Source organism: Marinomonas lutimaris, assembly GCF_019426345.1.
In the GTDB taxonomy this organism is placed as follows: domain Bacteria; phylum Pseudomonadota; class Gammaproteobacteria; order Pseudomonadales; family Marinomonadaceae; genus Marinomonas; species Marinomonas lutimaris.
In genome coordinates, this window is the sequence record NZ_JAHLLW010000013.1 from 76,691 (window position 1) to 95,935 (window position 19,245).

At 43.0% G+C, this 19,245-nt stretch carries 18 protein-coding genes and 1 pseudogene; 12 read left to right on the forward strand and 7 right to left on the reverse strand.

Annotated features, from left to right (window positions below; genetic code table 11):
* Positions 1-114: 114 nt before the first annotated feature.
* From KPL72_RS14750 to KPL72_RS14760, 3 genes are read left to right on the forward strand one after another with little or no spacing between them, the layout of a single operon-like run.
* On the forward strand, positions 115-1,491 hold the full coding sequence (locus KPL72_RS14750; protein ID WP_219703438.1) for a TolC family protein: 1,377 nt from the start codon (positions 115-117) through the stop codon (positions 1,489-1,491).
* Positions 1,491-2,681, forward strand: a complete 1,191-nt coding sequence (locus KPL72_RS14755) for an efflux RND transporter periplasmic adaptor subunit (protein WP_219703439.1) — start codon at positions 1,491-1,493, stop codon at positions 2,679-2,681. The genes KPL72_RS14750 and KPL72_RS14755 overlap by 1 nt, the downstream gene beginning before the upstream one ends.
* A complete protein-coding gene (locus tag KPL72_RS14760; RefSeq protein ID WP_219703440.1) occupies positions 2,678-5,932 on the forward strand; it encodes an efflux RND transporter permease subunit in 3,255 nt (1,084 codons plus the stop codon). Before KPL72_RS14755 ends, KPL72_RS14760 begins: the two co-directional genes overlap by 4 nt.
* A gap of 18 nt (positions 5,933-5,950) precedes the next feature.
* On the opposite strand, the gene KPL72_RS14765 is transcribed toward KPL72_RS14760, so the two are convergent.
* Positions 5,951-6,334, reverse strand: coding sequence for a winged helix-turn-helix transcriptional regulator (locus KPL72_RS14765; RefSeq protein ID WP_283248013.1), 384 nt, complete (start codon positions 6,332-6,334; stop codon positions 5,951-5,953).
* Between the two features lie 102 nt (positions 6,335-6,436).
* Between KPL72_RS14765 and KPL72_RS14770 the strand changes: the two genes are divergently transcribed.
* Positions 6,437-7,183, forward strand: a complete 747-nt coding sequence (locus KPL72_RS14770) for an NADPH-dependent F420 reductase (RefSeq protein WP_219703441.1) — start codon at positions 6,437-6,439, stop codon at positions 7,181-7,183.
* 148 nt (positions 7,184-7,331) lie between these two features.
* Here the strand turns inward: KPL72_RS14770 and zigA are convergent, their stop codons facing one another.
* On the reverse strand, positions 7,332-8,543 hold the full coding sequence (zigA, locus tag KPL72_RS14775) for a zinc metallochaperone GTPase ZigA (protein WP_219703442.1): 1,212 nt from the start codon (positions 8,541-8,543) through the stop codon (positions 7,332-7,334).
* A gap of 181 nt (positions 8,544-8,724) precedes the next feature.
* Positions 8,725-9,606 carry a delta-class carbonic anhydrase gene (locus tag KPL72_RS14780; protein WP_249422270.1) on the reverse strand — a complete coding sequence of 294 codons (882 nt, stop codon included), beginning with the start codon at positions 9,604-9,606 and terminating at the stop codon, positions 8,725-8,727.
* Positions 9,607-9,897: 291 nt separating this feature from the next.
* On the opposite strand from KPL72_RS14780, the gene KPL72_RS14785 reads away from it, so the two are divergent.
* Positions 9,898-10,368 (forward strand): Lrp/AsnC family transcriptional regulator, encoded by a 471-nt coding sequence (locus KPL72_RS14785; protein WP_212918227.1) that lies wholly within the window; start codon positions 9,898-9,900, stop codon positions 10,366-10,368.
* 46 nt (positions 10,369-10,414) lie between these two features.
* Entirely contained in the window at positions 10,415-12,118 is a 1,704-nt protein-coding gene (locus KPL72_RS14790; protein ID WP_219703443.1) for an aminotransferase class V-fold PLP-dependent enzyme, read from the forward strand.
* Between the two features lie 59 nt (positions 12,119-12,177).
* Here the strand turns inward: KPL72_RS14790 and KPL72_RS14795 are convergent, their stop codons facing one another.
* From KPL72_RS14795 to KPL72_RS21270, 3 genes and pseudogenes are all read right to left on the reverse strand, one after another.
* Entirely contained in the window at positions 12,178-12,645 is a 468-nt protein-coding gene (locus KPL72_RS14795; RefSeq protein WP_212918225.1) for an MOSC domain-containing protein, read from the reverse strand.
* A 110-nt stretch (positions 12,646-12,755) separates the two neighbouring features.
* Positions 12,756-13,208 (reverse strand): VOC family protein, encoded by a 453-nt coding sequence (locus tag KPL72_RS21385; RefSeq protein WP_283248017.1) that lies wholly within the window; start codon positions 13,206-13,208, stop codon positions 12,756-12,758.
* Positions 13,209-13,214: 6 nt separating this feature from the next.
* Positions 13,215-13,406 (reverse strand): annotated as a pseudogene (locus KPL72_RS21270) (DUF6500 family protein); the annotation flags it as partial.
* A 155-nt stretch (positions 13,407-13,561) separates the two neighbouring features.
* Here KPL72_RS21270 and KPL72_RS14805 point away from each other — a divergent pair.
* The 4 genes from KPL72_RS14805 (at position 13,562) to bluB (ending at position 16,985) form a co-directional block, all read left to right on the forward strand.
* On the forward strand, positions 13,562-13,822 hold the full coding sequence (locus KPL72_RS14805; protein ID WP_212918224.1) for a DUF4212 domain-containing protein: 261 nt from the start codon (positions 13,562-13,564) through the stop codon (positions 13,820-13,822).
* Between the two features lie 5 nt (positions 13,823-13,827).
* Positions 13,828-15,594 (forward strand): sodium:solute symporter family protein, encoded by a 1,767-nt coding sequence (locus tag KPL72_RS14810; protein ID WP_212918223.1) that lies wholly within the window; start codon positions 13,828-13,830, stop codon positions 15,592-15,594.
* A 99-nt stretch (positions 15,595-15,693) separates the two neighbouring features.
* Positions 15,694-16,221, forward strand: a complete 528-nt coding sequence (locus tag KPL72_RS14815; protein ID WP_219703445.1) for a hypothetical protein — start codon at positions 15,694-15,696, stop codon at positions 16,219-16,221.
* 107 nt (positions 16,222-16,328) lie between these two features.
* A complete protein-coding gene (bluB, locus tag KPL72_RS14820; protein ID WP_219703446.1) occupies positions 16,329-16,985 on the forward strand; it encodes a 5,6-dimethylbenzimidazole synthase in 657 nt (218 codons plus the stop codon).
* A gap of 53 nt (positions 16,986-17,038) precedes the next feature.
* Here bluB and KPL72_RS14825 read toward each other — a convergent pair whose 3' ends face one another.
* Positions 17,039-18,274 (reverse strand): aminotransferase class V-fold PLP-dependent enzyme, encoded by a 1,236-nt coding sequence (locus tag KPL72_RS14825; RefSeq protein ID WP_219703447.1) that lies wholly within the window; start codon positions 18,272-18,274, stop codon positions 17,039-17,041.
* Positions 18,275-18,393: 119 nt separating this feature from the next.
* Between KPL72_RS14825 and KPL72_RS14830 the strand changes: the two genes are divergently transcribed.
* Together KPL72_RS14830 and KPL72_RS14835 are read left to right on the forward strand one after the other, a co-directional pair.
* Positions 18,394-18,867 carry an Lrp/AsnC family transcriptional regulator gene (locus KPL72_RS14830; protein ID WP_212918219.1) on the forward strand — a complete coding sequence of 158 codons (474 nt, stop codon included), beginning with the start codon at positions 18,394-18,396 and terminating at the stop codon, positions 18,865-18,867.
* A 162-nt stretch (positions 18,868-19,029) separates the two neighbouring features.
* On the forward strand, positions 19,030-19,233 hold the full coding sequence (locus tag KPL72_RS14835; RefSeq protein WP_249411723.1) for an RSP_7527 family protein: 204 nt from the start codon (positions 19,030-19,032) through the stop codon (positions 19,231-19,233).
* Positions 19,234-19,245: the final 12 nt, after the last annotated feature.

Genomic DNA, 19,245 nt, shown 5'->3' on the forward strand with positions numbered 1-19,245 from the left:
ACACTTAAAGCCTTGATCTAAAAACGCAATAATCCAAAGACTTACTTTTCTTTTATTAAGAATATAGCGCGTAAAAAACGTTACTGATTCAGCTCTTTTACTAGGACATATTAAATGCTCAACAGGTCTTTTTTAAATCTTGCATTGCTCTGCCTAAGTCTAGTATTAGCGGCCTGCAGCAATACAGAGAAACGCAAAGACTATGCGGAACTAGCCAAACAGGAGCTAGATGCAACAAGCGAGAGCAAAATCACCCAGTGGCAAACAATGGACAATGTCGCGCCTGTAAGCTACCTAACAGATTTAATTCAAGACGAACAACTTGATGGTTTAATTAGCAAAGCATTGAAAGCAAACCCTAGTTTGCAAAAAACACAGCTGACGCTACAAGCCAGTTTATGGAGTTTAAAAAGCCAGCAAGGCGAATCACTGCCTAGCGTTGAAGCTGGTTTGTCCGGTAATAAAACCGAAGGTAGCGATACCAACTACAAGGCCAATTTGAGCGTTAGTTGGGAAGCCGATTTATGGCAAAAACTCGCCCAAGCAGAACAAGCCACAGCCAAAACTCTTGCTAGTGACGAAGCCTTATACCAAGCCAGTCGTGATACCTTAGTTGCCAATGTAATTAAAACTTGGCTCGCTATTACTGCAAAACAACACGCTATCGAAATTGAGCAGAAACGCTTGACACTCTTAGAAGCCAACGAAAAACTAATTTTAAAACGCTTTAGAAATGGCCTTGGTAATTTAGAAGAGCTCGACGAATCACGTACTTCCACATCTAAATCCAAAGCAGATCTTGTGGAATATAAAGAAAACCTCGCAATCGAAATACGTAACTTGCAGCTTTACCTAGGCAAAACGGATGCCTTGGACTTTATTGCCAACCAAAGTTATCCGGACGTCAGCCTTACGTTAAGCGACTTACCAGAGCAAAACTTACAACGCAGACCCGATCTAAAAGCTGCATATTTAGCCATTGAAGCTGCGGATCTAAACACTTCCGTTGCTTATAAAGATATGCTTCCCAGCATCAGCCTAAGCGCAACATTAAGTGAAACCGCCGCCTCACCCAGAGCGGCTTTATTTGGTTCACCTATTTGGTCTTTGCTAGCACAAATCACTCAACCACTTTATCGAGGTGGACAACTAAAAGCCGCAGCAGAAATTGCCAAACTAAAAACGGCTCAAGCCTATCAGGATTACCGTGACACCTTACTCACAGCAGTCAATGAAGTAGAAAATACCTTAGGGCAAGAACGCGTGCTATCACAGCAAGTCCGCCACATTAACGAAGCCCTTTTTAGCGCCAAAAAGAACCTCACTCAATATGAAAAAAAATACCGCACAGGCTTGGTCGAACTAAACGACTTAATCAACGCGCAAACTACTGCTTTTGACCTAGAAGCACAATTGGACAATTTAATTTATCAGCACCTATCAAACAGAGTTGATTTGGGGCTCGCACTCGGGCTTGGAGTAAAACCTTAATGAAATATCTTTCACAATGGATCACCTTATTATTGGCTGGTGCTGCAATAGCGGGTGTCTACTTTTATGTTATGCACGCGATTGAAACACAACAAAACCGAGTGCAAACACCGCGCCCTGAGACACCAGAGCAAGCACTAGAATTATCAACAATCACCGTCAATACTGGCAGCTATGCGGCTACTATTAAGGCTTCAGGTGTTGTAAAACCCAGATATGCTCTGACGATGACAAGCCAGGTAAGTGGTGAAGTCATTAGTATTTCCAATCAGTTCGAATCAGGCCAAGTTATCAAAAAAGGTTACCTTTTAGCCCAACTAGAAAACAGCGAGCTAAACAGTGCAGTAGCCAGTGCAAAAAACACGCTTGCGTCCGCTGAGCTCGCGCTAAAAGAAGAGATTCGCCAAGGTGAACAAGCCAGAGCGGAATGGGCTGCAGCTGGGTTTCAAGGAGCCCCAGATTCCGACCTAGTGTTACGAGAACCACAGTTAGAAGCCGCTAAAGCTGATGTAGAATCAGCAAAAGCCGCACTCAATAATGCGCAAAACAAGCTAAAACACTCTCAACTGACCGCCCCTTTTGACGCTTTAATCATCACTCGTAATATTTCCCTTGGTTCATACTTAAGTTCAGGAAGCGATGTAGGCACTCTATACAGTATTGAAAGAGCTGAAATTAAAATCGATTTATCCAACAGTGATTGGTTAAAGCTTCCTGACACAAAAACACTACTAAAAGACAACTGGCCAGCCTTAATATCAAGCATTGATGCCAATAACACATGGCAAGGTAAAATTTTAAGCGTCAACCAACACGTAGACGAAACGACTCGTATGCGTAGCTTATTGGTTAGCTTAGACCATCCTCTCGATCAAACCCCAGCGCTAATTCCAGGGGCTTTTGTTGAAGTATCCATTCAAGGCAAGCGTCTCGACAACCTTTGGCGACTACCTAATACAGCATTAAGCCAAAAGAGCGAAATCTGGTACATAGATCAAAATAGTCGGCTAGCTGCCTTTGAAACCACGCCTCGTTTTGTTGACTCTCAATACGTTTATATTCAAGTGCCAACCTCCATGCTAAACAAGCCTTATCAAGTACTTGTTCAACCTTATAATAGCTACTTGAAAGGCATGCTTGTTAAGTCATTAAATACCTCGGCATCGGCTGACAAGAGCGCAAAACAATGAGCCCAATAGATCAACCGAAAGGCATTATTCCATGGTTTGCCAATAATCCAGTTGCTGCGAATCTATTACTAATTCTGGTTATCAGCTTGGGCGTTTTAAACATGGGCTCGTTGAATAAAGAAGCCTTTCCAAGCCTAACCCCAAACCGTGTGGCCATTTCTGTCAGTAACGACAGTGGTTCAGCCAAAGAAAACGAAGAAGGCATTGCCATCCCCTTGGAAGAAGCTTTGCAAGGTGTCTCTGGCATCAAGACGGTGACCACTTCATCCACGGCAAAATCTACCAGCACCACTGTCGAAATGTTGGATGGTTATGACATAGACACCCTACTAGACGATGTCAAAGACAAGGTGGATCAGATTTCTTCTTTTCCTGACGAGGCCGATCCACCAGTCGTATCCAAAGCCACACGCGAAGAACACTCCATTTGGATTCAACTGTATGGAGATGCTGATCGGCGTACTCTACAAAAACTAGCGGATGAACTAGAAGCCGATTTATTGTCAAACGAAAACGTCAGTGCTACCTCTATTTCTGGTTGGATAGATCCAACCATCATGATCGACATTGATAAAAATAAACTAGAATCCTACGGACTCACCTTGTCCGATATTGCCACAGCAATCAACGCAGAGTCCTCTCCAGCTCAAGTGGCGACACTGCGAGACGAAAATATTTACTTAACCATCAGCGCGTCTGAACAAGCCTATATAAAGAGCGAATTTGCACGTATTCCTGTCCTCTCCAATCAGTCTGGAGGGAAAATATTACTAGGAGATATAGCAAACATACGCGACACATTTGACGAAGATGACTATGTTTTATCACGTTTTAATCGCCAAAACAGCTTAGGTATTCAAGTCCTAACCACAGGCACCAGCGATATATCAAACTCCGTGATCGGAGCAAAAGCCGTCATTCAAGATTGGGAAGAAAGCGGACGTTTACCAGCCAATGTAAAACTCGGCACTTGGTATGATCGCAGTGAATCAATTAATCAGCGCCTAGAATTGATGGTAGAAAACGCCATTACAGGTGTGTTGCTGGTCTTTATCTTACTCGCCATATTTCTAAACGTCACTGTGGCGTTTTGGGTTGCCATGGGATTACCCTTTATCTTCTTCGGTACTTTATTTTTCATGGGAACGGAAAGCATTGGCCTAACGTTAAACATGTTTACCACCTTTGGCTTTATCATGGCCTTAGGGATTGTGGTTGATGACGCCGTTGTCGTTGGGGAAAGTGTCTATACTGTCAGGTCTAAAGAAGGCGACACCATAGGCAACACGATTAAAGGCACCATGTTAGTTGCCATTCCGACGCTATTTGGTGTCTTTACCACTGTCGCAGCATTTTGGGCGCTGTCTAATATCGAAGGTCGTTTGGGGCAACTGTATTCTCAATTCGCTACTGTTGTGGCTATTTGTTTAGTTTTATCAGTCATCGAATCCAAAATTATCTTGCCCGCTCACCTTGCCCACATAAATACGCAAAAATCGACTCGCACCAACCCTATATCTAAAGCATGGGCCATGGTTCAACAAGGAGCAGATTTTGGTTTGCAGTGGTTCAGCGAGCGCATTTATCGTCCAATGATAGATTTAGCGCTCAACTACCGATACGCGGTTTGCTTGCTGTTCATTGCTATCTTTATTTTGGTTATTTCCATGCCATTCACTGGCGCTATTCGCATGAGTTTTTTCCCTCAAATTCCGGGAGACACAGTGCGTGGCACACTCACCATGTACAACGATGTGAGCTATGGACAAACCAACAAGGTTTTATTCGAACTTGAACGAAATGCCTATCAAGCAGACATCGCTTTGCGCACTAATAGCGATGAGCGCCGACGCCCATCAGCTAACGGCATGGAGCAATCAGACAAAAAACCAAAAGACTCGGCAAAACCTAAAGAAGCTCCTAAACCGAAAGGCGATGTCGCCATTAAAAACATTCAAGTTACGGCAAGTGATGACCAATCTGGCAATATACGCATAGAGCTAGACGAGAATAGACCCTATACCTCGGCGCAATTTGCTAGTAAATGGCAGCAACTTTCAGGTATGCCAGAAGGAGTAAAAAACCTACGAATTCGCAGTGCCCGTGAAACGGTTGACGCGTTAAGAGTTGAGCTGCGCGGTAATGACACAAGTGTTCTTAACGGTGCAATGGAAGAACTATTAAAGCAATTAGCCACACTTCCTGCAGTCACGGGAATAGAGCAAAATAATGAGCCAACTGAATCTCGCCTGACCCTAAAACTTACAGATCAAGGCCGATTATTAGGATTATCCACTAGCAATTTAGCCACTCAAGTCGCCCGTAATTTTGATGGCCAAGTGGTACAAAAATATCAGCGAGACAATTCCGAAGTCGAAGTTCGTTTGGGTTATCCGAGCGAGCAAAAAGAATCACCTGCCGCTGTGATGAATACCAAAATAGTCTTAGACGACGGTACTCGCGTACCGCTTTCAACGGTTGCCACACTGTCTCAAGAAGACGCAGAGACTCGTATTATTCGCATTGATGGCAAACGCTCTTTGTATCTGTCTGCCGAAGTTGATAAAGATGCCATGTCATCAACAGAAGTCGTCGAATATTTGCAAAAAGCTGTCGTACCACAGATGAAGCGTCAGTTTGCCGGAGTTTCGATCTATTTTTCTGGGGAAGCAGAGCAAAGAGAAAAAACTCAGTCATCTATGTCGGAGATGTTCCTCATCGCTCTCTTGATCATTTATGGACTTTTGGCGATACCTCTAAAATCTTACTCGCAGCCGCTTATTATCATGATGGCGATTCCATTCGGAATCATTGGTGCATTGCTTGGTCATTGGATGAATAACTTGGCGCTAGGGATTTTCTCTTTGAACGGCATACTTGCGCTCAGCGGTGTTGTGGTAAATGACAGTCTGTTGCTCGTGTCTCGCTTCAACGACCTTCGTCATGAAACCAGCCATGTCAAAAAAGCCATCAGCCTAGCGTGTCGCAGCCGCCTACGCGCCGTATTACTAACATCTTTCACCACCTTTGCTGGCTTAATTCCGATTCTTTGGGAAACCTCAAGACAAGCACAAATGCTCATTCCGGCGGCTGTATCTCTCGCCTACGGCATCATGTTTGCCACAGTGATTACACTGATTTTGATTCCAGTTTTACTAATGATAAAAGAAGACATTCATCTATTAATGGATAGATTAAAAAATAAAACATCAGAAGTATTAGAGCCGATTAACGAAGGCCAAGAAGAATAAGATAAAGACAAAAAACCTCTACTTTGACCACTTAATCGGCTCAAATGTTTTTTGTTCGCGCCGTAAAAACGCCCAATCAATTAGTGCTTCCATAGATGGCCCTAGAGCAAGTCCCATTTCAGTCAAATGATATTCAACTTTGGGCGGGACTTGTGGGTAAACCGTTCGTTCGATAATGCCATCTTTCTCAAGTTGCTTAAGTTGTTGGATAAGCATCTTTTGATTGATACCTTCAATATTGTGCTCAAGCTCCGAAAACCTTAAAGGTCCTTTCGCTGAAAATAGCTGACATAAAATGACGATTTTCCATTTTCCTTCCAAGACTCGCAGAGTCTCACTGGTTGCGTTCGCCCAAATCATTCGTTGTTCAGGATCCTGACAACTCCAATCTCTCTCTTCCATCTAACTTACCTTTTAGTATGTAACATACTTTTTTGTGTGTTCTTGCAGTATTTACAGTATGTGAGTATTTTACTCCAAACTAAATCATTTAGGTAATATGCGATGAAAATTGGAATTATAGGTACTGGCAGTATTGGTGGAACTTTAGCAAAAATATGTGTTGAAATTGGACACGATGTGAATGTTTCTAATTCCCGAGGAGTTGAAGGTGTTCAGTCATTTGCTGATGAAATTGGGGCAATCGCTGTCGATATATATGGAGCGGTACATAATGCGGACCTGATTATATTATCAGTGCCGCTCCCCGCTATTTCCACTCTTCCTAAAAATCTTTTTGAGAAGGTTCCGCAGAATGTAAGTATTATCGATACGAGTAATTATTACCCAGGCTTACGCGATCCCCGCATCCCAGAAATCGATAGAGGTCAAGTTGAAAGTCTATGGGTTTCGGGAAAACTAGGACGCCCGATTATCAAAGCATTTAATAACATTCTAGCTTATTCACTCGCCCATCTCGGCCGTGCTGAAGGAGCCTTGGATAGATTAGGGGTTGCAGTCGCTGGCGACGACGTTTCATCTAAAAAATTAGTAATGGGGCTTGTCAACGAAGTTGGATTTGAACCTGTAGATGCGGGTTCATTGGCAGAATCATGGCGTCAACAACCTTCTACCCCTGCTTACTGTTGTGATTGGAATGCAGCTGAGATGAAAGAAGCTCTGTTAATTGCTAGGAAAGATGAAGCTCCTCTGAAACGGGATACGTTACCCGAGCACTTTGGCAAATTAGGAAGTAACCCTAGTCACTCGGAAGTGATTGAACTTAATCGTTCACTAAACTCTGTTGATTAAGTCAGAAAAATTGCAGTCTCTTACTTTACTTTGCTATCTAAGCAATATAACCCAAACTGAGAACCGTGATATTGATAAAGACAAGAGCCCCTATTTTGATTAAGTTGGGGTTCTTTATGTTAATTTCTTTCGTTAATGGAATATTACCTTAAGCTACCTCCTCCCACTCAGGAAATGGATCGGGCAATGTGGCCCATACCGCTTTTCCTGCGAGCAATTCTTGGTCGCTTAACAAACAAGCATCCAGCGCGCCTATCACAGCCTCTTTTTTCAGATTTTGACCGATAAATACCAACTCTTGACGCATGTCGCCGAAAGGCTCTACCCATTGCTCTGCTATCGACTCAAGATACTCTGGATCTTGTGGCCATTTATCCTTGGGTACCGCTTTCCAAAACATACCTGCAAAACCATGATGCGCAATGCCACCAGCCTGACTCCACTGACCAGCAAATTCAGGACGAGTCGCTAACCAAAAAAAACCTTTCGAGCGTAGTAATTTCCCATACACTTCGATGTTATGAAGAAAGTCAAAAAAACGTTGAGGATGAAAAGGTCGTCTCGCCAAATAGGAAAAACTACCAATGCCATATTCTTCTGTTTCAGGCACATGCTCGCCACGCATTTCTTTTAGCCATCCTGCGGCTTGTTGCGCTTTTTCAAAGCTAAACTTACCGGTTCCCAAAAGACGTTTAGGCTCTATTCTACCTTGATGTATTGGGATAATTTCCGCTTCAGTATTAAAGCTACGAAGAATGGATTCTAATTGTCGTAATTCCGCTTCGCTCACCAAATCGGTTTTACTAATCAAGATGATGTCAGCAAACTCAACTTGATCAATCAATAAATCCGCCACGCTACGCTCGTCTTCCTCACCAAGAGATTCGCCTGTTTCCTGCAAGGATATTGCCGCGTCATAATCCTTCATAAAATTCACCGCATCCACGACAGTGACCATGGTATCAAGACGAGCAATATCCGATAAACTCACACCATCTTCATCTGCAAAAGTGAAGGTTTCTGCCACTGGTAAAGGCTCAGAAATACCAGTTGATTCAATCACTAAATAATCAAAACAATTGTCTTCGGCAAGCTTTCGAACCTCAATCAATAAATCTTCTCGCAAAGTACAGCAGATGCAGCCATTGCTCATTTCTACTAATTTTTCTTCACTGCGATTTAACGACACTTCTTGCTTAATAGTCGCTGCATCAATATTAATTTCACTCATATCGTTTACAATCACCGCGACTTTTAGACCATCACGATTATTCAATATATGACTTAAAACCGTCGTTTTACCTGCCCCTAAAAAGCCAGATAAAACCGTAACGGGCAATTTGCCTTGCATACTTTCCATAACTCTCTCCTACAAGATTTTAATGTTATGATATAACATTTCACAAGATCGAGATAGACACCATTTCAATAAGATCTGCCAGAAGCAAAAAAATCTTTAAAAAACAACAAAAAACCCTCTAAAAAGAGGGCTTTATATGAAAATTAGACAGGACTAGCGTTTGAATTAATGCTGATTTTGTCTACTTTGCATCAGCATTATTTGATAGTAAGTCTGGATTGATTACCAAGTTTCTCACGCCATGAGCGTGATCTTCTTCGTAGACATTGTCACTATCACACCAGTCACCAACAGATTGAATATCGACCTTAGCGACTTTAGGTCGAACATTCCACGTTACTTGATAAGGCGATGCTTTTTCATTGTAGTTAGGGCCAGTCGTTGAACCAGCATAAGTCACTGGATTACCCGTATTACTAGGAATGTTGGCTGCTTGAAAAAAACCATTGCGAACATCGCTAGCAGTTAAATCATCAAAGTTAAGAGCTTTATCATCATTTACCATAACATAAACCTGCGCCTCCACTCGTAGCTGAGGCGTCGGCTCACCTTCGACAACACAAGCCCCTAAAGTTGGGCCAGGTTCTACCTGAGCCGTGGAATACACATAATGCACTTCTATCGTATCTCCAGGGAAAAGCTCGCTATGTTTGCCCTTACAAATAGCACCATTTTTCACAGGCCTGAGCTCGCTCTGAGTAAGCTGACCCGAATAGACATAACCAGTTTGAAAACCTTGTCCGTCACCATTACCGGCATATTGAGTAAACTCACCGCCTTTATGTTCCGCATTTTTGTGAAAATGTATATTGCACAGGTTCATGCTGCTAGAAACTGGCGCTTGCTCAAATGTTTGAAGATTACGGCCAAACATCACATCGATATCTCGCGGGGATTGCGGCCCAACACTTTGACCCTTTGTACTTTCCTGTAACGCTTGACGCTGCTTAAGAATAACCTCATCTGACACTGCTGCCTGATTCGCAGCTATCGCTAACCCTGAAAATGCTAACCCTGAAAATAGAGTAAAACCCACACCACGAACAACTTTAATCGTCATCATTAACAGCTCCAAAATGAATTTACGTGCTAGGAAAACCCCTAGTGAATACTTAACACTGCAAATAGGACTGTTTGTTCTAAAAAACATTCCAAAAGATCACTCCCCAAAAGGTTAATACCTCATTTTTTACTTTTTCTTTAAATAGAATCATCATTTTATAAATTTTTTTCTGCTACGTAGAAAAACCAAATTCCCAAATTAAACAAGGATAAGGAATCTGATTGCAGCAAGCTAAGAAAAACACGACAATAAGAAATTAAAATCTAATAACTAAACAATAAAGAGAACAAAATGAACTTAGACGAGATAGATTTGCAACTACTTGCCTTAATTCAAAGTGATGATAGTATTTCCACAGAGTCTATGGCGCAGCAAGTTGGCTTATCAAAAACCCCCTGCTGGCGACGGGTTCAAAAGCTAGAAAACGCTGGATATATCAAGCGTCGTGTCGCGCTTTTAGATGCTGACAAACTTGGTCTTGGCGTCTCAGTTTTTGTTCAAGTGAAAACCAACCAGCATGATGCAAATTGGGCAGAAGAATTTGCCCGCGTCGTGGCTGAATTTCCTGAAGTGGTGGAGTTTTACCGCATGGCAGGGGAATACGATTACTTATTACGCGTGCTGGTCAAAGACATCCCAGCGTATGACAAATTTTATAAACGATTAATTAGTGCCACCGCATTAACCGATGTCACCTCAAACTTCGCCATGGAGCAAATCAAGTGGACAACTCAGTTGCCCTTGCCCAGTGTGAACCAATGAGTGATAACAGGTTTATTAATGCGGCAAGCCAAATAAGGAAAGAGTTATGTCCATTGCTGCCGCAGAAAGCACTTTGAATCAAAGAACACGAGAGCAAAGTACCACAAACCAATCAAATCAAGAGGCTTTGTTTGCCCGCATTCGCGACGGTATCATCGGCAAAAACACACAAATAAATACGCCATTTGGTGTAAGAACACTAACCTATGCCGACTATACAGCTTCTGGTCGCAGTTTAGACTTTATCGAAGATGCTATTCGTCACAACGTCCTACCACTTTATGCAAATACGCATACTGAAGCCAATGCTACAGGTCAACAAACTACCGCTTTTCGTGAACAAGCTCGCCAACAAATTCGTGAAGCCGTCAACGCATCAGCTGAAGACTTAGTCATATTTTGTGGCAGTGGCGCCACCAGCGCGATTAATACCTTAATTAGCCAATTAGGCTTACGCCAACTTAATACCGAAGAAAAAGCCCAAACGACGGTCTTCATTGGACCTTATGAGCATCACTCCAACGAATTACCTTGGCGAGAGCTGGGCATTGAGGTAATAAGAATTCCAGAATCTAAAGACGGTGGCGTTTGTTTAATCACCTTAGAAGAGCAATTACAGGCAAAACAAAATAAACGTCTCATCGGCAGTTTCAGCGCGGCATCCAACGTCACAGGGATTTTATGCAATCAAGACGCAATCACGACCTTGCTGCATCGCTATAATGCCCTCGCTTTTTGGGATTTTGCCGCGGCCGCGCCTTATGTGGCGCTTGATATGAACCCTAGTTTAAACCCAACGCTTGCTAAAGATGCGATATTTTTTTCCACTCATAAATTTATCGGTGGCCCAGGTACTTCAGGTATTTTGGTCGTCAAAAAAGCCATTATCAGCAACCAAAAACCGAGCCTTATTGGCGGTGGTACGGTGTCGTTTGTCACGCCAGAGGATCATACCTTTTTACCCATTGGCGAACGCCGAGAAGAAGGCGGCACACCAGGGATTTTAGAATCCATTCGTGCCGGTTTGGTGTTTCAACTAAAGCAAGCCGTTGGCGACAGTACGATCGAAGCTCGTGAACACGAACTCGTACAGTTAATCGACAAACATTGGCAAAACCACCCAAGCATTGAACGCTTAGGTCATGCTGGCGCAGCACGTTTGTCGATTACTGCTTTTCGAATTAAAACCGATTTTGGCTACTTACATCACGGTTTTGTCACTGCGTTATTAAATGATGTATTTGGCATTCAAGTTCGCGGCGGTTGCTCATGTGCTGGCCCATATGGCCACCAGCTTTTAGGCATAGACAAAACGGAATCAGAGCGTATTCAAGTAGCATTGAAACAAGGTGAGAAACTCGTAAAACCGGGTTGGGTTCGCTTCAATTTGAATTACTTCTTAGACGATGCAGAAGCGATGTTTATTTTGGACGCTATCGATTTTGTCGCCAAACACGGCACCACGCTGTTGCCTTACTACGCGTATGATAAAACTTCGGATTTATGGCGCTTCCAAGGACAATCCAACACGCCTAAATCGCTTAACGAGCTATTGTTCTCCCAAACAAAAACACAGCAACCACAGACAGAGCAAAAAACAGATAGAACAGAAGATAAAAACACTTATCTAAAACAAGCCGAAGAGATAATCAAAGACTGCATGGCTGGAAAATACACCGAGCAACCACAGCCTTTTAATAAAGAGTTTAGTGATATTAAACGCTTTGTATTAGCTGAGGATTTTGTCTAACTAGTACGGTCTAGACATAGATATAAAAAGATCCAGATAAAGGACTATTTAGAATTTTCCTATTTAGTGCTTTTCTGGATCAAATTAAATTGCATGCCTGTTCTTAATATTCCAGTACTTAAAACATTGGCTCTTAAACCACCACGGTGCAGCCAAGCTCTAACCACTTGCGGTGATGATATTGAATCGTTGGCAAGAGATTTGCCTAACGAGCCACAAGGCTCACACAATTCGACTCCATAAAAGCGTACATCGCCAATAGAGAACTCTTGCCCAACCAATTGGTTAAGTCGTACTCCTTGGGTCACTATGTTACGTCGGGTCGCTGAAAGACCAATGCTTTGCCCAAAGTTTGCATTAAAAGCGGCGATTTCTTCACTTTCAACAAAGGTAATATTTGGACCATCAGAGCCTTTTTTCCCGTAATATCTATCGCCTACGATGCCTTTACCCGCATCCACTTTGACAGCGTCAATGCCGATCTGAGATTGCTTGGACTTTTTCGACACAAAAATTGCTTGAATCACCCTTTGTCTCCTAAGACAAGTCTGTCATTGGTCGATTATGACATACGCACTTATTAAAAACCTTCACCAATAGATCCGTTCTTCTTTACTAGGGTTGATATGGTACAGATTTAATTTAACCACTCCAATCCTTCATAAGGTTTAGCTTTTAAAGAATTAAGACGCGTAGCAAGCGAACCGGAATGCAATTCTAATTTATGACCGTCTGGGTCTTCAATGTACAAAGAATCCCCTTCGCTACTGTTTAATTGCCATTGATTCACTGTATTAAATGCCTCTTTTTGCCTAACACGAGACATAGCCGAAGCATCAAAAGTAAAGGCAAAATGCGTGTAATCCTGACTGGGGGTTGCTTCACCTAGTGACAAACAGAGCCAACAATTCCCGTATGACAAGTAGGCGCCTGTATTCCAACGCACCTCGCCTTTAAACTCTAGCAAGTCACAATAAAACCCAAGTGAAATGTCGAGATTCGCCACACTCAAGGTCAGATGATTAAAACCTTCGTGCTGTTGAATGGAGAATGGTTGAAAAGCTAAAGAGTCATCAAGTGATGCCACCATGGCGAAAATCTTAGTGGCTTTTTCAAAGTGATTCAGTTGATGTTCTTCAATCCACCAGCGGGCAACAGCCATCAAGGTAACTGGATCATGGTTTTTATTGGCAAAAAAAGCATAAAATGACACTTGAACGCCGTCGCCTTTTTGTTTTATTTTTTCAGCACAAACTGAAAGAATCTTTTGCTTAATCCTAGTATTCACTTCTCTTACTCTTTTTTAGAAGACTATCTTGCGAGAATCCCGCACAAGCACATATCGATTAATAATTACGCTATGCGACTAAAGTCTGACTTCTTATTAGACAACTGCCTGCTAAATTAACAAGGCGTATAACAATAATTATAAGGAGATCTACCATGTCAGATCATAGCATTAATGCAGAAAAATACTGGCAAGCAAACCTAAGGCTGATACTAGGCAGCTTGGTGGTTTGGGCGCTAGCCTCTTATGGCTGCGCTATCCTACTTCGTCCCATGCTCTCAGGCATTATGATTGGAGGCGCTGATTTAGGCTTCTGGTTCGCTCAGCAAGGTTCCATCCTCGTATTCATCGTCTTGACCTTCTTCTACGCTTGGAGAATGAACAAGCTTGATGAAGAATTTGGCCTTCAGGAGTAAGTCGCATGGATCAGTTTACTATCAATTTACTTTTCGTCGGCGGTTCCTTTGCGCTTTACTTCGGTATTGCATTCTGGGCTCGCGCTGGTTCAACAAAAGAATTCTATGTAGCTGGCGGTGGCGTACATCCCGTTTTAAACGGTATGGCAACGGCAGCAGACTGGATGTCTGCAGCGTCTTTCATCTCCATGGCGGGTTTGATCGCAGCAGGCGGTTATGCTAACTCAACCTACTTAATGGGTTGGACTGGTGGTTACGTCTTGCTTGCAATGCTTCTAGCACCTTACTTACGTAAGTTCGGTAAATTTACCGTGCCAGACTTCATCGGTGATCGCTTCTACAGTAGTACTGCTCGTCTAGTCGCGGTGGCTTGTTTGATCATCGCGTCAGTTACTTATGTAATCGGTCAAATGACTGGTGCAGGCGTAGCCTTCTCTCGCTTCTTGGAAGTAGATAACAACACAGGTCTTTTGATCGCTGCGGTTGTTGTATTCTTCTACGCGGTATTGGGCGGTATGAAAGGCATCACTTATACGCAGGTTGCGCAATATGTGGTTCTAATCATCGCTTATACCATTCCTGCAGTTTTCATTTCATTACAGCTAACGGATACCTTTATTCCTGCTATTGGTCTTTTCTCTAACCACACTGAATCTGGCATACCGTTGCTACAAAAATTAGATGAAGTGGTACGAGAACTTGGCTTTAGAGACTACACAGCCGATGTTGATAACAAATTAAATATGGTTCTGTTTACATTGTCTCTGATGATAGGTACAGCAGGTTTACCACACGTTATCATTCGCTTCTTCACTGTTCCTAAAGTAGCTGATGCTCGTTGGTCAGCTGGTTGGGCGTTAGTATTCATTGCTTTGCTATACCTAACAGCACCTGCTGTTGCGTCTATGGCTCGTTTGAATCTATTAACCACCATTTATCCTTCTGGCCCAACGGCTGCACCTATTGAGTACGCTGAGCGTCCTGATTGGGTTCAAACTTGGGAAACTACCGGTCTTATCAAGTTCGACGATAAAAATGGCGATGGTCGAGTACAGTTCTATAACGATGTTCCAGCTTTCAAAGACGAAGCAACTGCACGTGGTTGGGCTGGTAATGAATTAACGGTTAACGGTGACATCCTTGTATTGGCAAACCCTGAAATTGCTAACTTACCTGGTTGGGTTGTTGGTCTGATTGCTGCTGGTGGATTAGCCGCTGCACTGTCAACCGCTGCAGGTCTGCTATTAGCAATCTCGTCTGCGATAAGTCATGACTTAATAAAGGGATCGATAAACCCCAATATTAGTGACAAAGGAGAACTAAGGGTGGCAAGGGTATCCATGTTCGTCGCCATTGCATTGGCAACTTACTTAGGTATGAATCCACCCGGATTCGCAGCACAGGTAGTCGCATTAGCATTTGGGATCGCTGCGGCCTCTATCTTCCCTGCTCTAATGATGGGTATCTTCTCTAAACGTGTGAATAGCACTGGTGCTGTCGCTGGTATGCTAGCGGGTCTGATTTCAACCTTGGTTTATATCTTCTTATTCCTTGGCTGGTTCTTCATTCCAGGTACAGCGTCGTTCGCCAACACACCTGATAACTGGTGGTTCGGTATCTCACCATTGTCATTCGGTGCCATTGGTGCGGTGATTAACTTTGTGGTCGCATTCACTGTCTCTTCGATGACAGCACCACCACCAAAAGAAATCCAAGACCTTGTTGAAAGCGTTCGTTATCCTCAAGGTGCTGGCGGTGCCGTTGACCACTAAGGTTTAACAAAGCACTTCCTATCAATTGGGCCTCACTTCTTTGTGAGGCCCAATTTCCCTATAATAAGAATCCACACAATATCAAAAAAGAGAACGCTTATGTTTTGGGAACTCATTGCTACCGTTTTTGCCGGTATTGGCGGCGCAGGTATTGCCCTGTTATTAAGAAAGATAACCAAACAAACGGCGCCGAAATGGCTGGTTCCTGTGTTTGCGGGTGTTGCCATGCTTGGTTTTCAAATCCAAGGTGAATACGACTGGTACGATCACCAAACTAGCTTGTTACCAGAAGGCGTTGTCGTTGTAAAAACAGTCCAAGAAGAAGCCCCATGGCGTCCTTGGAGCTACGTATTCCCACAAACACTTCGCTTTATTGCTGCCGACGTAGAGAATTCTGCAAAAAATAAAATTGACCCGAACCTTGTTCTAGTCGACTTGTACTTTTTTGAACGTCGCCACATGGCGAAACGTGTCCCACAAATCGTCGATTGTGTGCAAGGCGCTAGAACCGACTTTACTCAATCTTTCACAGCTTCCCAAGATTCAAAACAGCCATCGACTTCAACCTGGTACCCACTTGAAAGCGATGATTTATTACTAAAAGCAGTTTGCGGCAATCAAGTTTAAGAGCGATCAAGCTTAGAAAAACTCTTGTTAACTCGAGTTTTCCTCATTGGCATAAAGCACCATAATTCCTCATAATATCGGCTTATCCAATTGCGAAAGTCGATATTATGAACATCACTCCAGAAGAACGTGACGCGGTTTACAAGACCATATTTTCTCGCCGAGATGTGCGACGAGAGTTCAAGCCCGATCCTATTCCAAATGATGTTTTAGAACGTATCTTGCTCGCTGCGCACCATGCGCCAAGCGTCGGTTTTATGCAGCCTTGGGACTTCATCCTTGTCTCAAAACCAGAATCCAAGAGACAAATCAAACAAGGTTTTTTGCAAGCTCACGCCGAAGCAACCGAACTGTTTGATGGCGAGCGCAAAGAGCAATATAAAAGCTTCAAACTAGAAGGCATTGAAGAAGCGCCATTAGGGGTTTGCGTTACCTGTGACCGTAGCCGAACAGGCTCTGTGGTATTGGGACGAACGGCGAAGCCAGAAATGGATTTATTCAGTTCGGTATGCGCGGTACAAAATCTATGGCTAGCGGCGAGAGCGGAAAATCTTGGCGTAGGTTGGGTAAGTATTGTTCATGACAAGGTGATACGCGATACGCTCAATATTCCAGAATCCATCGATATCATTGCCTATTTGTGCGTGGGTTATGTAGACACATTTCATGACACACCAGACCTAGAAAGAGCTGGCTGGTTACCAAGACGAGATGCTAGTTCTGCAATCCATTATGATTCCTGGCCGGAGCCAACTAAAGAATAATTCACTCTAAAAAACCAGCGAGAGCAGAGACTAAACCTGCCCTCGCACTGGCTCTATGAGAGCGCTTTATCTAAAGCCTCGATCAACTGATCCATTTCTTCGCCATTCATATAGTGAACAAATGACAAGCGAACCACGCCCGTACTTGTGTCCACATTCATGGCTTCTAGCAAACGCACGGCATAGAAGTGCCCTGCTCCACAAATAATGCCTTGATCTACTAACTTCTGCGCTAACTCCTGAGGCGTTTGTCCTTTAGGAATAATAGACACAGTCGCTGCTCTCTTCGCGGGATCAGCCGTTCCAAGCAGGGTCAGTTTCGGATGTTGATCAACAAAGTTTAGCAACTTAGGTAATAAAGCTTGCTCGGCATCATGGAATAAATTTCGCACGCGCTGGGCTTTTTCTATCGCAGAGTCCGTCGCTTCGAAGTGATGATCGTGCAAAGTATCAAAGTAATCCAACACCCCACGGCTTGCCGCCACTTGGGCATGATCAGGACCTGCTGGTACAAACCATTTCTGACGATAAGCTTTGTTAAAATAATGTGCCTGATTACCCAATTTATCGGCCATGGCATCACGAATGACCATCACTCCAAGATGCGTTCCGTAGGCTTTATAAAGAGAAAATAGATAAATGTCAGCGCCTAGCACATCAATATCTGGTAAGCCATGACCCGCGAAGGATACGCCATCCACCACCGTTGCCACACCTGCCGTTTTTGCTCGAGCACAAATCTCTGCTACAGGATTGATTTCAGCGACGATATTCGAACAATGGGTAAAGGCTAAAAGCTTGGTTCGTTCAGTAAAAAGGGCCTCTAAGTCATTTATATCTAACGACCCAGTCTGTGCATCCACTTGCCATTCTTTAATCACAATGCCACGTGTTTCTAATGCACGCCAAACACCAATATTTGCTTCATGATCTTGATTGGTCACAATGATTTCGTCACCCGCTTTTAAAATCTTGCCAAAAGCTTGTGCTAACACGTAAGTATTTTGAGACGTAGAAGGTCCAAGATGCACTTCGTTGACCTTCACATTCAAATAAGAGGCTAAACGCTCGTGTGCTAAATCCATCTGAGCACCCGCTTTTTGTGCCGCAGGATGAAGATGATAAGGCTGGAGCTTGGTTTCTCGATAATATTGATCCAGATGATCAATCACCGCCTGACAAGCATAAGAGCCACCCGCATTATCAAAAAACGCCTGACCCGCCAAAGACAGCTCTTTAAAAGCAGGAAATTGAGAGCGAACAAACGCCAAATCTAATGACACAGCCATAACCTTATCTCCTAAGCGAAAGTAATCCAAAGTATAAAGAATAAGGCACACAAGTTGTTTGCTATTTAAAAGAAGAATTCATAACCTAATACAAGATTTTTGTTTAAACTGAGACTTTTATGAAAGAAATCACCTTAGACCGTACCGACTACAAAATAATCCAAGCATTAGAAAAAGATGGCCGCCTTAGCAATACACAATTAGCCGAGAGTATTAATCTATCGCAATCGCAGTGTTTAAGGCGCTTACGCCAGTTAGAAGAAATGGACATTATTAGTGGTTATAGAGCACAGGTTAACTACCAAAAGCTCGGTTATAGCGTCATGGCTTGGACTTTAGTCACAGTCAGTAAAGACGCTCCCAATGCACGAGATAATGTGATGAATTTTCTACAACAACAAAGTGCTGCCATTAACGTTCATGGTGTCACAGGAGACGTAGATTTGATGGTAGAAATTTGTGCCAAAGACATGACACAATTCACGGACTTAGTCGTCAAACAACTTTATGCCCATGCCGATGTCGTGAGCACAAAATCCTACATACGTTTAGACACAGCAAAACAAGACGGTAGCCCTCTTGATAAGGTATAAAAATCTCATCTAGAATCATTCGCTGTCCGATTGATTAGTTTTTTTCAGGTATCGGTGTATTTTTTATCGTTTGTCTTATTTACCCATAGTTTCTACTATACAAGCATCAAAACGAAATAAGTTTTGATGCTTTCTGAAACAACCATAAACGAGGAATACATCATGAAAAACACTCAAACTGTTGCTGAATTACTAAAAAACGTAAACACTTCTTATCTAACTGATGCTGAAAAATACGAAGCTATCGCTCGCGCAGAACGTGCTGAATACATCGTTGCTGGTATTTCTTCTGCTGTTCAATCTGTTAAAAAAGCAGTGCTAAAATTGAAAACAGCGTTTGTATCATCTTCTGCTCAACACGCTTAATCAATACATTTT